This is a genomic window from Nocardioides allogilvus (assembly GCF_003047285.1).
Lineage (GTDB): Bacteria > Actinomycetota > Actinomycetes > Propionibacteriales > Nocardioidaceae > Nocardioides > Nocardioides allogilvus.
In genome coordinates, this window is record NZ_PZYX01000001.1 from 185,752 (window position 1) to 200,529 (window position 14,778).

At 69.6% G+C, this 14,778-nt stretch carries 15 protein-coding genes; 13 read left to right on the forward strand and 2 right to left on the reverse strand.

Features of this window, described 5'->3' with window-relative positions:
- Nucleotides 1-38: 38 nt before the first annotated feature.
- The gene (locus tag C9J87_RS00955; protein WP_010831490.1) at nt 39-683 is read left to right on the forward strand and encodes an MBL fold metallo-hydrolase; all 645 of its coding nucleotides are present in this window, start codon (nt 39-41) and stop codon (nt 681-683) included.
- On the opposite strand, the gene C9J87_RS00960 is transcribed toward C9J87_RS00955, so the two are convergent.
- Both C9J87_RS00960 and C9J87_RS00965 read right to left on the reverse strand, forming a co-directional pair.
- Entirely contained in the window at nt 680-1,930 is a 1,251-nt protein-coding gene (locus tag C9J87_RS00960) for an isochorismate synthase (RefSeq protein WP_010831491.1), read from the reverse strand. The genes C9J87_RS00955 and C9J87_RS00960 overlap by 4 nt on opposite strands.
- 34 nt (nt 1,931-1,964) lie before the next feature.
- Nucleotides 1,965-2,957 (reverse strand): L,D-transpeptidase family protein, encoded by a 993-nt coding sequence (locus tag C9J87_RS00965; RefSeq protein ID WP_232819797.1) that lies wholly within the window; start codon nt 2,955-2,957, stop codon nt 1,965-1,967.
- Nucleotides 2,958-3,041: 84 nt separating this feature from the next.
- On the opposite strand from C9J87_RS00965, the gene C9J87_RS00970 reads away from it, so the two are divergent.
- The 12 genes from C9J87_RS00970 to nuoK all read left to right on the forward strand — a co-directional run bounded on the left by C9J87_RS00970 (nt 3,042) and on the right by nuoK (nt 14,736).
- Nucleotides 3,042-3,731: a demethylmenaquinone methyltransferase gene (locus C9J87_RS00970; RefSeq protein WP_107704502.1), complete on the forward strand. Its 690-nt coding sequence runs from the start codon at nt 3,042-3,044 to the stop codon at nt 3,729-3,731.
- A gap of 303 nt (nt 3,732-4,034) precedes the next feature.
- Complete coding sequence (locus C9J87_RS00975; RefSeq protein WP_010831494.1) at nt 4,035-4,394, forward strand: NADH-quinone oxidoreductase subunit A; 360 nt, start codon at nt 4,035-4,037, stop codon at nt 4,392-4,394.
- Between the two features lie 124 nt (nt 4,395-4,518).
- The gene (locus tag C9J87_RS00980) at nt 4,519-5,073 is read left to right on the forward strand and encodes a NuoB/complex I 20 kDa subunit family protein (protein WP_010831495.1); all 555 of its coding nucleotides are present in this window, start codon (nt 4,519-4,521) and stop codon (nt 5,071-5,073) included.
- Nucleotides 5,070-5,795, forward strand: coding sequence for an NADH-quinone oxidoreductase subunit C (locus C9J87_RS00985; protein WP_010831496.1), 726 nt, complete (start codon nt 5,070-5,072; stop codon nt 5,793-5,795). The genes C9J87_RS00980 and C9J87_RS00985 overlap by 4 nt, the downstream gene beginning before the upstream one ends.
- Nucleotides 5,795-7,129 (forward strand): NADH-quinone oxidoreductase subunit D, encoded by a 1,335-nt coding sequence (locus tag C9J87_RS00990; RefSeq protein ID WP_010831497.1) that lies wholly within the window; start codon nt 5,795-5,797, stop codon nt 7,127-7,129. The genes C9J87_RS00985 and C9J87_RS00990 overlap by 1 nt, the downstream gene beginning before the upstream one ends.
- On the forward strand, nt 7,126-7,968 hold the full coding sequence (gene nuoE / locus C9J87_RS00995; protein ID WP_010831498.1) for an NADH-quinone oxidoreductase subunit NuoE: 843 nt from the start codon (nt 7,126-7,128) through the stop codon (nt 7,966-7,968). Before C9J87_RS00990 ends, nuoE begins: the two co-directional genes overlap by 4 nt.
- Nucleotides 7,969-7,976: 8 nt before the next feature.
- Entirely contained in the window at nt 7,977-9,293 is a 1,317-nt protein-coding gene (nuoF, locus tag C9J87_RS01000) for an NADH-quinone oxidoreductase subunit NuoF (RefSeq protein ID WP_036491969.1), read from the forward strand.
- Entirely contained in the window at nt 9,290-11,680 is a 2,391-nt protein-coding gene (locus C9J87_RS01005) for an NADH-quinone oxidoreductase subunit G (RefSeq protein WP_010831500.1), read from the forward strand. The genes nuoF and C9J87_RS01005 overlap by 4 nt, the downstream gene beginning before the upstream one ends.
- Nucleotides 11,680-13,080 (forward strand): NADH-quinone oxidoreductase subunit NuoH, encoded by a 1,401-nt coding sequence (gene nuoH, locus C9J87_RS01010; protein ID WP_232819798.1) that lies wholly within the window; start codon nt 11,680-11,682, stop codon nt 13,078-13,080. Before C9J87_RS01005 ends, nuoH begins: the two co-directional genes overlap by 1 nt.
- Nucleotides 13,080-13,634 (forward strand): NADH-quinone oxidoreductase subunit NuoI, encoded by a 555-nt coding sequence (gene nuoI, locus C9J87_RS01015; RefSeq protein ID WP_010831502.1) that lies wholly within the window; start codon nt 13,080-13,082, stop codon nt 13,632-13,634. The genes nuoH and nuoI overlap by 1 nt, the downstream gene beginning before the upstream one ends.
- On the forward strand, nt 13,631-14,446 hold the full coding sequence (locus tag C9J87_RS01020) for an NADH-quinone oxidoreductase subunit J (protein ID WP_107704503.1): 816 nt from the start codon (nt 13,631-13,633) through the stop codon (nt 14,444-14,446). The genes nuoI and C9J87_RS01020 overlap by 4 nt, the downstream gene beginning before the upstream one ends.
- Complete coding sequence (nuoK, locus tag C9J87_RS01025) at nt 14,443-14,736, forward strand: NADH-quinone oxidoreductase subunit NuoK (protein ID WP_010831504.1); 294 nt, start codon at nt 14,443-14,445, stop codon at nt 14,734-14,736. The genes C9J87_RS01020 and nuoK overlap by 4 nt, the downstream gene beginning before the upstream one ends.
- The last annotated feature ends 42 nt before the right edge of the window (nt 14,737-14,778 follow it).

A 14,778-nucleotide genomic window follows, 5' to 3' on the forward strand; every position in this document is an offset into this window, starting at 1 on the left:
GAACGGCCGGCGAACGCGTCATCTCCTACAGTGGACAGATGCGCGTCACCAAGTTCGGGCATGCCTGCGTGCGGATCTCGTACGCCGATGCGGTGGTCGTCCTCGATCCGGGAGTCTTCACCGAGGCCGCCGCAGTGGACGGCGCGACGGCGATCCTCATCACCCACGAGCACCCCGACCACTACGACCCGGACCACCTCCGGGCCAGCGATGCGCGCATCTTCACGATCGAGTCCGTCGCCGCCCAGATCCGCCGACAGGCGCCCGACCTGGTCGAACGGGTGAGCGTCGTGGAGCCCGGTTCGTCCTTCGACGTGGGGGTGACGGTCGACGTGGTGGGCTTCCAGCACGCCGTCATCCATCGCGACCTGCCGCGCATCGACAACAGCGGCTACCTCCTGACCGCCGGCGACCGACGCGTCTACCACCCGGGCGACTCGCTCACGCTGCCCGAGGCCGACGTCGACCTGCTGCTCGCGCCCATCAGCGCCCCGTGGCTCAAGGTCAGCGAGGCGATCGACTTCGTGCGGGCCGTCGGGGCGCCGCGCACCCTCGGCATCCACGACAAGATCTACACCGACGCCGCGCTCGGGATCGTCGACACCCACATGGGCAACCTGCTGCCGGACGGACAGGAGTTCCTGCGCCTGCGCGACGGCGAGGACGTCCCGGGCACGTCCTAGCCGGAGAGGGCGTCGCGCACCGGCACGAACTTCGCCTGCGACTCGGCCAGCTCGGCCTCGGGGTCGGAGCTGCCGACGATGCCGCAGCCCGCGAAGAGGCGCACGGTGTTGCCCTGGACGAGGGCGGAGCGCAGGGCGATCCCCCACTCGCCGTCGCCGTTGGCGTCCATCCAGCCGACGGGGCCGGCGTAGCGGTCGCGCGCCATGCCCTCGATCTCGGCGATCAGCGCGACGGCCGAGGTGGTGGGGGTGCCACCGACGGCCGCGGAGGGGTGCAGCGCCTCGGCCAGCTGCAGCGACGAGACGGTGGCAGCGTCGTGGACCACCCCGGCGACGTCGGTCGCGAGGTGCATGACGTTGGGCAGGTGCAGGACGAACGGCACCTCCGGCACGTTCATCGACGAGCAGTGCGGTTCGAGTGCGTCGGCGACCGACCGGACGGCGTACTCGTGCTCCTCGAGGTCCTTCGACGAGCGCGCGAGGGTGCCCGCCAGCGCCGCGTCGCGCTCGACGTCGCCCGTACGGCGGATGGTGCCCGCCAGCACCCGCGACGTGACGAGGCCGCGCTCGCGGCGCACGAGCATCTCCGGCGTCGCGCCGAAGATGCCGTCGACGTGGAACGTCCAGCACATGGAGTAGTCGCTGACCAGCTTGCGCAGGGCCCAGCGCACGTCGAGCGGCTCGTCGCAGGTGGCGACGAGGTCGCGGGCCAGCACGACCTTCTCGAGGTCGCCGGCGTTGATCCGGCCCACGGCGTCGGCGACGACCGACATCCAGGCCTCACCGTTGAGGGAGCCGTCGGCGAAGCTGAGCCCGGCGGGTGGGGCGGGGAGCGGAGCAGGCGCCAGGTCGGGGACCGGCACGCCGACCGTCGTCACCCAGGCCCGGTCCCCGCGCCGACCGACGACGACCTGCGGCACGACCAGCACCGACTCACCCGGGTCGTCGGCGAACCCGAAGGAGCCGAAGGCGACCAGGCCGGTGCCCGGCTCGTTGACGGAGTCGTGGACCTCGGCGTGGGAGGTGAGCTCGGACCACCACTTGTCGGCGTCGCTGAAGCGAGCGGTCCCGCGGGTGCGGATGACAGCGGCCACGCCCCAGCCGACCAGGCCCTCGTCGCGGCGCAGCCAGCTGACCGGGCTGTCGGCCGGCACGAGGTCGAGCAGCTCGCCGACCTCGTCGAGCCCGACGGCAGCCGTGTGCACGACCAACGGGTCGCTGGCAGCGGCGGTCGAGTGCGGCGTCACGAAAGCGGAGCCTACGCCGCAGCTTCGGAGGGCCTCACGACCGGTAGACGATGACCTTGTCGCCGAGTCGGACCTGGTCGAAGAGCCAGCGGATGCCGTTGTAGTCACGGACGTTGACGCAGCCGTGCGAGGCGCCGTTGTAGCCGGTCGCGGCGAAGTCGGGGGAGTAGTGCACGGCCTGGCCGCCGGAGAAGAACATCGCGAACGGCATCGAGGTGTCGTAGAGCGACGAGACGTGGTCGCGCGACTTCTTGAAGACCGCGAAGGCGCCCTCGCGGGTCGGCAGCTCGTCGGAGCCGAAGCGGACGTCGTAGCGCGACTGCACGACACCGTTGACCACCCAGCGCAGCGAGCGGGAGGTCTTGTCCACGCACATGGCCCGGCCTGTCATGCACCTCGAGTCGAGCTTCGGCCCCGTGGGCACGATGTTGAACAGCTCGGCCTTGGTGGGCTTGCGGGTCATCTGCGCGAGGCGGTCGAGGGTGCGCCGGTCGACCTCGCCGGTGACGGGGATCCTGCGCTTGGTCTGGAAGCCGGAGACCGCATCGACCGTCCGCTGGTCGAAGGCGCCGGTGACGTCGCCGCTCCACCAGTTGATCTGCTCGAGTCGGGCCTGCAGCCGACGCACCGGCAAACCCTGGTCGCCGGCCTTCAGGATCGCCGGGCCGGGCGTGTAGATGTTGTGCAGCGCCTCGTGGGTCGGATCGCTCGTCTTCGCGCGCAGCTTGGCCCACAAGACCGCGTCGACGACGCCGGTCGTGGCGCGCTTGCGACGGGCCTGGAAGGTGCGCACGCCGTCGCGGGTCTGGGCATCGAAGCGCCGGGTGATGACCTCGGAGTGCAGGCCGAGCTGGTGCAGCCGGCTCTGGAGCTCGCGCACCCGCCAGCCCGTGTCGCCGAACTTCAGCCGGGTGAACGAGCTGCGTTCGGCGGCCGACACCTCCGACTGGGCCGGTCCTGCCACCGAGACCATGCCCAGCGCCAGCACCAGTGCGATCAGCAGCGAGAAGAAGCGAGTCGTTCGCATATGAGTCTCCGAGGTAGGCAGTGGCGTCAATCGTAAGGACGCCCACCGACATCGCGAAGTTGCGTCCCGACTACCCTCGCCTGCGTGGCCCGCGCGGAACTCGACAAGCAACCGACCGACGTCCGACGCATGTTCGACGCGGTCGCCAAGCGCTATGACGTCACCAACGACGTGCTGTCCCTCGGTCAGGACCGTCGTTGGCGCCGCGACGTGATCGACGCGGTCGACCCGTCGTACGGCGACAAGGTGCTCGACCTCGCTGCCGGCACCGGCACCTCGAGCCAGCCGTTCGCGGACCGTGGCGCGATGGTCGTGCCGTGCGACTTCTCGCTCGGCATGCTGCAGGTGGGCAAGAAGGCGCGCCCGGCGCTGCCGTTCACCGCCGGCGACGGCACGAAGCTGCCCTTCGCCGACGACACCTTCGACGCCGTGACGATCTCCTTCGGCCTGCGCAACATCGTCGACCCCGAGCAGGGGCTGCGCGAGATGCGCCGCGTCACCCGCCCCGGTGGCCGCCTCGTCGTGTGCGAGTTCAGCCACCCGACGTGGGCGCCGTTCCGCACCGTCTACATGGAATACCTGATGAAGGCGCTGCCCGCGATCTCGCGCACCGTCTCGTCGTCCCCGGACGCCTACGTCTACCTCGCCGAGTCCATCCGCGCCTGGCCCGACCAGCGTGGCCTCGCCGACCTGATCGCGACCGCCGGGTGGACCGCGCCCCAGTGGCGCAACCTCTCGGGCGGCGTCGTCGCGCTGCACCGCGCCACTGCCTGAGCCGCCCCCGCCGTACGACCGGATCGTCGGACCTCCTGCGGGACGTCCGACGTCGTGGCTGCCCCGGCGACCGGGTCGTCGGACGTCCCGATCGACGTCCGACGGAGCGGTTGTCGTACGGCGAATTAGCCAAGCCGACAGTGCCCAAAATCGGTCTCCGCGGGACCGTCCGGAGCACCCCCACCCCCGACGTGACGCACGCCATGTCGGCCCCTAGACTGTGGTGCGCGCCACTAGTGAAGTAGTTCACAAGGTCACACGTGGGGTGCCGAGTCGTCGGCGACGAGAGGGAAGGAACTCAGGATGGAGCTCTACACGCCAGTGCTGGCGCTGGCTCTCCTGGCGGCCGGATTCGCGGTGATGTCCGTGGTCATGAGCACCGCCGTGGGACCCAAGCGCTACAACCGGGCCAAGCTCGATTCCTACGAGTGCGGCATCGAGCCGACCCCGCAGCCGATCGGCGGCGGCCGCGTGCCGGTGAAGTACTACATCACCGCGATGATGTTCATCATCTTCGACATCGAGATCATCTTCCTCTACCCGTGGGCCGTGCACTTCGACGCGATGAAGTTCTTCGGCCTCGTCGAGATGGTCATCTTCATCGCCACTGTCTTCGTCGCCTACGCCTACGTGTGGCGTCGCGGCGGACTGGATTGGGACTGAGGATCACGATGCACGCACCCTGCCCGCGTTGTCGTCGGTCGACGACCGCTCCGCTGAAGGTCGCCTTCCCTCCTCCGCCTTGGCATGGCACGCGCCTCGCGACCCTCAGAGAGGTAACTGAGTAATGGGTATCGAAGAAAAGCTTCCGTCCGGTGTGCTGCTGACCACCGTCGAGGGCGTCGCCGGCTACATGCGCAAGGCCTCCTTCTGGCCGGCCACGTTCGGCCTGGCCTGCTGCGCGATCGAGATGATGACGACGGGCGGTCCGAAGTACGACCTCGCCCGCTTCGGCATGGAGGTCTTCCGCGCCAGCCCGCGCCAGGCCGACCTGATGATCGTCGCCGGCCGCGTGAGCAACAAGATGGCTCCGGTCCTGCGCCAGATCTACGACCAGATGGCCGAGCCGAAGTACGTCCTCGCGATGGGCGTCTGCGCGAGCAGCGGCGGCATGTTCAACAACTACGCCATCGTCCAGGGCGTCGACCACATTGTCCCCGTCGACATGTACCTCCCCGGCTGCCCGCCCCGCCCCGAGATGCTGATCGACGCGATCCTCAAGCTGCACGACCAGGTCCAGGCGACCAAGCTCGGCGTCAACCGGCTGGCCGAGATCGAGCTGCAGGAGTCCAACGCCCTCAAGGCGCTGCCGACCTCCCAGATGCGGGGGCTGCTGCGATGACGGACAACACTCCGACCCACAACACCCAGGACCCGTCGACCGACCTGGTCGCTGGCGACCAGGAGGTCAAGCGCGCGGTCGGTTCACGCCGCGGCATGTTCGGTGTCCAGGGCACCGGCGACACGTCCGGCTACGGCGGACTGGTCACCCCGACGGTCTACCCCGGTGACAGCCAGCGCCCCTTCGGTGGCTGGTTCGACGAGGTCGTCGACGCCCTCGAGGCGCGGCTGCGGTCCACCGAGCTCGACACCGCGGTCGAGCGCATCGTCGTGCACCGCGGTGAGATCACCTTCCACGTGCGCCGTGAGGACCTTCCCTTCGTCGCCCAGATGCTGCGCGACGACGAGGCGCTCCGCTTCGAGTTCTGCTCGGGCGTCAGCGGCGTTCACTACCCCGACGACACCGGGCGCGAGCTGCACGCCGTCTACCACCTGCTCTCCATGACCCACAACCGACGGATCCGGCTCGAGGTCACCTGCCCCGACGCCGACCCGCACATCCCCAGCCTGGTCAGCATCTACCCGACCAGCGACTGGCACGAGCGCGAGACCTGGGACATGTTCGGCATCCAGTTCGACGGCCACCCGGCCATGGCCCGGATCCTGATGCCCGACGACTGGCCCGGTCACCCGCAGCGCAAGGACTACCCCTTGGGCGGCATTCCCGTGGAGTACAAGGGCGGCTCGATCCCGCCCCCCGACCAGCGGAGGTCGTACAACTAATGACTCAGGACATGTACGCCGACCCCAGCGAGACCAGCCAGGGCAAGGTCTTCACGGTCACCGGCCAGGACTGGGACTCCATCAGCCAAGGCCTCGGCGACGCCGCCGACGAGCGGGTCGTGGTCAACATGGGTCCCCAGCACCCCTCGACCCACGGGGTGCTGCGCCTCATCCTCGAGCTGGAGGGGGAGACGGTCACCGAGGCCCGCTGCGGCATCGGCTATCTCCACACCGGCATCGAGAAGAACATGGAATACCGCACCTGGGTCCAGGGCGTCACGTTCTGCACCCGGATGGACTACCTCTCGCCCTTCTTCAACGAGGCGACCTACTCCCTCGGCGTGGAGCGCCTCCTCGACATCGAGGACGACATCCCGGAGAAGGCGCAGGTCATGCGCGTCCTCCTCATGGAGCTCAACCGCATCTCCTCCCACCTCGTCGCGATCGCGACCGGCGGCATGGAGATCGGCGCGTTGACCGTGATGACGATCGGCTTCCGCGAGCGCGAGCTGGTGCTCGACCTGTTCGAGCTGATCACCGGCCTGCGGATGAACCACGCCTTCATCCGTCCCGGCGGCGTCGCTCAGGACCTGCCGCCCGGCGCCCTCGACGAGATCCGCGACTTCATCGCGCTGATGCGCAAGCGGCTGCCCGAGTACGCCGCCCTGTGCAACGCCAACCCGATCTTCAAGGCCCGCCTCGAGGACGTCGGCCACCTCGACCTCGCCGGCTGCCTGGCGCTGGGCCTGTCCGGTCCCCCGCTGCGCGCGACCGGCTACGCCTGGGACCTGCGCAAGACCGAGCCCTACTGCGGCTACGAGGACTACGACTTCGAGGTCCAGACCTGGGACACGGCCGACGCCTACGGCCGCTTCCGTGTCCGGCTCAACGAGATGAGCGAGTCGCTCAAGATCGTCGAGCAGGCCGCCGACCGCCTCGCCGCCCTCGAGGGCGCACCGGTCATGGTCGCGGACAAGAAGATCGCCTGGCCCAGCCAGCTGTCGATCGGCAGCGACGGCATGGGCAACAGCGCCGACCACATCAAGCACATCATGGGCGAGTCCATGGAAGCGCTGATCCACCACTTCAAGCTCGTCACCGAGGGCTTCCGCGTGCCGCCCGGCCAGGCCTACGTCCCGGTCGAGTCGCCCCGCGGCGAGCTCGGCGCGCACGTCGTCTCCGACGGCGGGACCCGCCCCTTCCGGGCACACTTCCGTGACCCGTCCTTCACCAACCTCCAGGCCACCAGCGTGATGAGCGAGGGCGGCATGATCGCCGACGTCATCGTCGCCATCGCCTCGATCGACCCCGTGATGGGAGGTGTCGACCGATGACCCAGCCTTCCGAGGTCCCCGCTGTCGACCCCGGCATGACCGTCAGCACCGCCGCCTACTCCGCGCCGGCGCCTGACCGGTTCGACGACGACCGGACACCGCTGACGCCGGAGACGTACGCCGAGCTGCGAGCCATCGCCGCCCGCTACCCCGAGGCACGCTCGGGCCTGCTCCCGATGCTGCACCTCGTCCAGTCGGTCGAGGGCCGGGTGACCCCCGAGGGCATCGAGGCCTGCGCCGAGGTGCTCGGCATCTCGGCCGCCGAGGTCAGCGGTGTCGCGACGTTCTACACGATGTACAAGCGCAAGCCCGTCGGTGACTACCTCGTCGGTGTCTGCACCAACACGCTGTGCGCGGTCATGGGCGGCGACCTGATCTTCGAGCGGCTCAAGGACCACCTCGACGTCGGCAACGACGAGACGAGCGAGGACGGCAAGATCACCCTCGAGCACATCGAGTGCAACGCCGCCTGCGACTACGCCCCCGTGATGATGGTCAACTGGGAGTTCATGGACAACCAGACGCCCGACTCGGCCGTCCAGGTCGTCGACGACCTCCGCGCCGGCAAGGACGTCCAGTCCACGCGCGGCCCCCGGCTCTGCACCTGGAAGCAGGCCGAGCGGGTGCTCGCCGGCTTCCCCGACGACCTCGCCGACGAGGGCCCGGCCGCTGGCCCGGCCTCCCTGGTCGGGCTCGCGATCGCCCGGGACCGGGGCTGGACCGCACCGTCGGCCGATGCCGCGGGCACGACCGCCGCCACCGGCACCAAGACCGACGCCGTCGAGCAGGCCGACACCTCGCGCGCGGAGTCCGAGACGAAGGCCGAGGAAGGCAAGTGAGCACCGACATGTTGACCCCGGTCCTCACGGACAACTGGGACCAGGAGCGGGCCTGGACGCTGGCCTCCTACGAGGCCCGTGGCGGTTACGCCGCCATGCAGAAGGCGCTCACCATGCCGCCCGACGACATCATCACCGCGGTCAAGGACTCCGGTCTGCGCGGTCGCGGTGGCGCCGGATTCCCCACCGGCATGAAGTGGGGCTTCATCCCGCAGGACCCTGGGACACCAGCCGGCAGCAAGCCGAAGTACCTCGTCGTCAACGCCGACGAGTCGGAGCCGGGCACCTGCAAGGACATCCCGCTGATGATGGCCAGCCCGCACACCCTGCTCGAGGGCGTCATCATCAGCTCCTTCGCGATCCGTGCCAACCACGCCTTCATCTACGTCCGTGGTGAGGTCCTCCACGTCATCCGCCGGCTCCAGCGCGCCGTGCAGGAGGCCTACCTCGCCGGTCACCTCGGCAAGAACATCAACGGCTCGGGCTACGACCTCGACGTCGTCGTGCACGCCGGTGCCGGTGCCTACATCTGTGGCGAGGAGACCGCGCTGCTCGAGGGCCTGGAGGGTCGTCGCGGCCAGCCGCGCCTGCGTCCGCCGTTCCCCGCGGTGGCCGGCCTCTACGCCAGCCCGACCGTCATCAACAACGTCGAGTCCATCGCCTCCGTGCCGAGCATCATCGCCAACGGTGCCGACTGGTTCGCTTCGATGGGCACCGAGAAGTCGAAGGGCTACGGCATCTTCAGCCTGTCGGGCCACGTCACCAACCCCGGCCAGTACGAAGCTCCGCTCGGCATCACCCTGCGCCAGCTGATCGACCTGGCCGGTGGCATGCGCGAGGGACACGAGCTCAAGTTCTGGACCCCCGGTGGCTCGAGCACGCCCCTGCTGACGCCGGAGCACCTCGACGTACCCCTCGACTTCGAAGGCGTCGGTGCAGCCGGGTCGATGCTCGGCACGCGTGCCCTGCAGCTCTTCGACGAGACCACCTGCGTCCTGCGTGCAGTGCTGCGCTGGACCGAGTTCTACAAGCACGAGTCCTGCGGCAAGTGCACCCCGTGCCGTGAGGGCACGTGGTGGCTGGTGCAGACGTTGGCCCGCCTGGAGAAGGGGCAGGGCAGCGAGGACGACCTCGACCTGCTCCTCGACCAGTGCGACAACATCCTGGGCCGTTCCTTCTGCGCCCTCGGCGACGGTGCGACCAGCCCGATCTCGAGCTCGATCAAGTACTTCCGCGAGGAGTACCTCGCCCACCTGAGCCACGGCGGCTGCCCGTTCGACCCGAACGCCTCGACCACCTTCGCCACCACCGGAGCAACGGCATGACGACGACCCCGGAGAAGACCGACCTGGTCACCGTCACCATCGACGGCGTCCAGGTCAGCGTCCCGCCCAACACCCTGGTCATCCGCGCCGCCGAGCAGGTCGGCGTGCAGGTGCCGCGCTTCTGCGACCACCCGCTGCTCGCCCCGGTGGGTGCGTGCCGCCAGTGCCTCGTCGACATCCCCGACGCCGGCAACGGCAAGCCGATCCCCAAGCCGCAGGCCTCCTGCACGCTGCCGGTCGCCGAGGGCATGGTCGTCGAGACCCAAGTGACCAGCAAGGTCGCCGACAAGGCGCAGCAGGGCGTCATGGAGTTCCTGCTCATCAACCACCCGCTCGACTGCCCGGTCTGCGACAAGGGTGGCGAGTGCCCCCTGCAGAACCAGGCCATGTCGCACGGCCGTGGCGAGACCCGGTTCGAGGGCGTCAAGCGCACCTTCCCCAAGCCGATCAACCTCTCCGCACAGATCCTGCTCGACCGGGAGCGCTGCATCGTCTGCCAGCGCTGCACCCGCTTCACCGACGAGATCGCCGGCGACCCCTTCATCGAGATGGTCGAGCGCGGTGCCCAGCAGCAGGTCGGCATTGCCGACGACGCGCCGTTCCTGTCCTACTTCTCCGGCAACACCATCCAGATCTGCCCGGTGGGTGCCCTCACCAGCGCCGAGTACCGCTTCCGCTCGCGCCCCTTCGACCTCGTCTCCACGCCGGGTGTCGCCGAGCACGACGCCTGCGGCGCCGCGATCCGCATCGACCACCGTCGTGGCAAGGTCATGCGCCGCCTGGCCGGCAACGACCCCGAGGTCAACGAGGAGTGGATCAGCGACAAGGACCGCTTCGCGTTCCACTACGCGCGCCAGGACGACCGCCTCACGCACCCGATGGTGCGCGACGAGGACGGCCAGCTGCGCCCGGCGTCGTGGCCCGAGGCCTTCGCCGTCGCTGCACGCGGCCTGCGTGCGGCCGGCGCGAGCGCGGTGCTCACCGGTGGTCGCGTGACCGCCGAGGACGCCTACGCCTACGCCAAGTTCGCCCGGGTCGCGCTCGGCACCAACGACATCGACTTCCGCGCCCGCCCGCACAGCGCCGAGGAGGCTGACTTCCTCGCGTCGTTCGTCGCCCTCAGCAGCGAGGTGTCGTACGCCGACCTGGAGTCCGCCTCCGTCGTCGTGCTCGCCGGCCTGGAGCCCGAGGATGAGGCGGCCACGATCTTCCTGCGGCTGCGCAAGGCGTCGAAGGGCAGGACCAAGGTGGTCGCGCTGGCGCCGTACACCACGCGCGGCCTCGCCAAGATGAACGGCCGCCTGGTCGCGACGGTCCCCGGCACCGAGGCCGAGGCGCTCAGCGCGCTCGCCAACGACGGTGAGACCGCCCTCGACGCCGGCGGCGTGATCCTCGTCGGTGAGCGACTGGCCCAGAGCCACGGTGCGCTCACTGCCGCACTCGAGCTCGCCAGGACCACCGGAGCCCGCCTGGCCTGGGTGCCGCGCCGGGCCGGCGACCGCGGTGCGGTCGAGGCCGGCTGCCTGCCGACCCTGCTGCCCGGTGGTCGTCCCGCATCGGAGGCCTCGGCGCGCGTCGATGCCGCCGCCGCCTGGGGCGTCGAGTCGCTGCCCGACACGGCCGGTCGTGACGGCAACGCGATCGTCGCCGCCCTGGTCAAGGGCGACCTCGGTGGCCTCGTGATCGGCGGCGTCGACCCCGATGACACCGCCGACCCGGCCGCCACGCGTACGGCGATCGAGTCCGCGCAGTTCGTTGTCAGCCTGGAGCAGCGGATGACCGACGTCGCCGCGCTCGCCGACGTCGTGCTGCCGGTTGCCCCGGTCGCCGACAAGGCCGGCACCTTCCTCACCTGGGAGGGGCGACCGCGCCCCTTCGAGGCGGTCTTCACCAACCCTGCGTCGCTGCCCGACCTGCGCATCCTCGCCGGCATCGCCGACGAGCTGGGCACGCCGCTCGGCTTCCGCACCGTGCACGAGGTCCGCACCGAGATGGCGGTGATGGGAGCCTGGGACGGCCCTCGCCCGACCCTGACGCTCGGCAAGGAACCCCGCAGGCCCAAGGCCAGGGCCGGCGCGCTCGCGCTGTCGACCTGGAAGCAGCTGCTCGACCTCGGGTCCATGCAGCACGGCGACGTCAACCTCGCCGCCACGGCCCGCCCGGCCGTCGCCCGGATCAACCAGGCCGCCCACGACGCGCTCTTCGGCCTGCACCAGGGACCGGCGCTGGTGACCCTCTCCGGTGACCGGGGCTCGGTCACGCTGCCCGTCGAGGTCGCCGACCTGCCCGACGGTGCGGTGTGGGTGCCGGCCAGCTCGTTCGGTCGCGGGGTGCTGGCCGACCTGGCCTCGCCCGGCAGCTCCGTCACGGTGAAGGGAGCCAAGTGATGATCCCCCAGATGCTCAGCCAGGTGACGGCGTTCGTGGCGGACGACCTGTCCGCCTTCGGCCAGGACCCGTGGTGGCTGATCCTGGGCAAGGCCGTCGCGATCTTCATCGTGCTGGTCCTGCTCACGCTGTTCAACATCTGGCTGGAGCGCCGGGTCGTGGCCCGCATGCAGCACCGCATCGGTCCCAACGTGCACGGGCCCTTCGGCCTGCTGCAGTCGCTGGCCGACGGTGTGAAGCTCGCGCTCAAGGAGGACATCATCCCCAAGGCGGCCGACAAGGTCGTCTTCTTCATCGCTCCGGTGATCGCGGTGATCCCCGCCTTCGTGACGTTCGCGGTGATCCCGTTCGGGCCCGAGGTCGGGCTCCCGTTCACCGACCGCACCACCCCGCTGCAGCTGACCGACATGCCGGTGGCCGTGCTGTTCGTGATGGCCATCGCGTCGATCGGCATCTACGGCATCGTGCTCGGCGGCTGGTCCAGCGGATCGACGTACAGCCTGCTCGGCGGCCTGCGCTCGAGCGCCCAGATGATCTCCTACGAGGTCGCCATGGGGCTCGCGCTCGTCGCGGTCTTCCTCTACGCCGGCTCGATGTCAACCTCGGAGATCGTGGCCGCGCAGAACCCCGGCCAGGAGTACTGGCTCGGCGTCATCCCGGTGCCGACGTGGTACGCCCTGATCCTGCTGCCGTCGTTCGTCATCTACGTCATCTCGATGGTCGGTGAGACCAACCGGGCGCCCTTCGACCTCCCCGAGGCCGAGGGCGAGCTGGTCGGCGGCTTCCACACCGAGTACTCCAGCTTGAAGTTCGCGCTGTTCTTCCTCGCCGAGTACATCAACATGGCGACGGTGTCGGCACTCGCGACCACCCTGTTCCTCGGTGGCTGGCACGCGCCCTGGCCGATCATCCAGCTGTGGGAGGGCGCCGACTCCGGCTACTGGCCGCTGCTGTGGTTCTTCTCCAAGATGTTCCTGTTCATCTTCATGTTCATCTGGCTGCGCGGCTCGCTGCCCCGCCTGCGCTACGACCAGTTCATGGCGTTCGGCTGGAAGCGGCTCATCCCCGCGTCGCTGGTCTGGATCGTGCTCGTCGCGACGATCCGCGTCCTCACCCTCGAGGGCGGCATCGACCGCTCCTACATCCTCGCCGGCGCCGGGGTCCTCCTGGCGCTCTGCATCGTCCTGTTCTTCGTCGGGGACAGTGCCGAGGAGGAGGAGACCACGCCGGCCGGGACCGACGCCGAGGTGGACGCCTTCGCGGGCGGCTTCCCGACCCCGCCCATGCCGGCCGGTGGAGCCGTGCGCGGCGCCGCCCGACCGCTGACGTTCGCCGATCGGCGTACCACCGTGACAGGCAGCGCTGCTGACAGTGCGACCGCCTCGGACCAGGAGAAGTGATGGCTGACGCCAAGACCCTCAAGGAGCAGTACTGGGACCCGGTCGCCGGGTTCGGGGTCACGTTCCGCACGATGTTCAAGAAGGTCGTGACCGAGCAGTACCCCTTCGAGAAGATGCCGACCGCGCCGCGTTTCCACGGTCGCCACCAGCTCAACCGCTGGCCCGACGGGCTGGAGAAGTGCATCGGCTGCGAGCTGTGCGCCTGGGCCTGCCCGGCCGACGCGATCTACGTCGAGGGCGGCTCCAACACCGACGACGAACGCTTCAGTCCCGGTGAGCGCTACGGCCGCGTCTACCAGATCAACTACCTGCGCTGCATCCTCTGCGGGCTGTGCATCGAGGCGTGCCCGACGCGGGCGCTGACGATGACGAACGAGTACGAGCTCGCCGACACCACGCGGGCCGACCTGATCTACGAGAAGTCCGACCTGCTCGCCCCGCTCCTGCCCGGCATGGAGCAGCCGCCGCACCCGATGCGGCTCGGCGACGACGAGGGCGCCTACTACCGCGGTGCGTACGGCGCCTCGGAGACTCCGAACGGAGGCCCCGCATGACGTTCTGGATCCTCGCCCCGATCATGGTGGCGGCCGCCCTCGGCATCCTGTTCGTCCGCAAGGCCGTGCACGCCGCGATGCTGCTGGCCATCGTGATGCTCAGCCTGGCCGTGCTCTACGCCGTCCTGGACGCGCCGTTCCTCTTCGCGGTCCAGATCATCGTCTACACCGGCGCGATCTTGATGCTGTTCCTGTTCGTGCTGATGCTCGTGGGCGTTGATGCGTCCGACTCGGTCGTCGAGACGATCAAGGGCCAGCGCGCGCTGGCCACGATCCTCGGGCTGGCCCTCGGCGCCGTCCTCGTGACCGCCCTCTCGCAGGTCACGCTCGGCACCGCCGTGGGCCTCGACGAGGCCAATGCCGGCGGCAACATCGAGCAGCTGGCCAACATCTTGTTCTCCCGCTACGTCTTCGCCTTCGAGGCCACCAGCGCCCTGCTGATCACGGCCGCGATCGGCGCGATGGTGCTGGCCCACCGCGAGCGCCTCACGCCGAAGGAGACGCAGGCCTCGCTGGCTGCGCAGCGGATGCGCGACTACGCGGAGACCGGCAAGCACCCCGGCCCGTTGCCGGCGCCCGGTGTCTACGCGCGTCACAACGCCGTCGACACCCCTGCCCTGCTGCCCGACGGTTCCGCGGCGGAGTCCTCGGTGTCGCGGGTGCTGGTCGCTCGCGGCGTCATCCGTTCCGGACCGGCCATGGCCGACGACATCGACGAGGTCCGCCGCCAGCTCGGCCAGGACCCCTCGGAGATGCCTGAGACCTCCGGCAAGTCCGGCGCTCCGGCCAGCACGGAAGAGGACGTCAAGTGACCGAGTACATCGTCCTGTCCGCGATCCTCTTCACGATCGGCTGCGTCGGCGTGCTCACCCGCCGCAACGCCATCGTGGTCTTCATGTGCATCGAGCTGATGCTCAACGCCTGCAACCTCGCGCTGGTCACCTTCGCCAAGCAGCACGGCAACCTCGACGGCCAGATCGCGGCCTTCTTCGTGATGGTGGTGGCGGCCGCGGAGGTCGTGATCGGCCTCGCGATCATCATGACCATCTTCCGCACCCGACGTTCGGCCTCCGTCGACGACGCCAGTCTGCTGAAGTACTGAGGGACCTGACGTGACTCTTGACGCAATCCTGCTTGCCTCCTC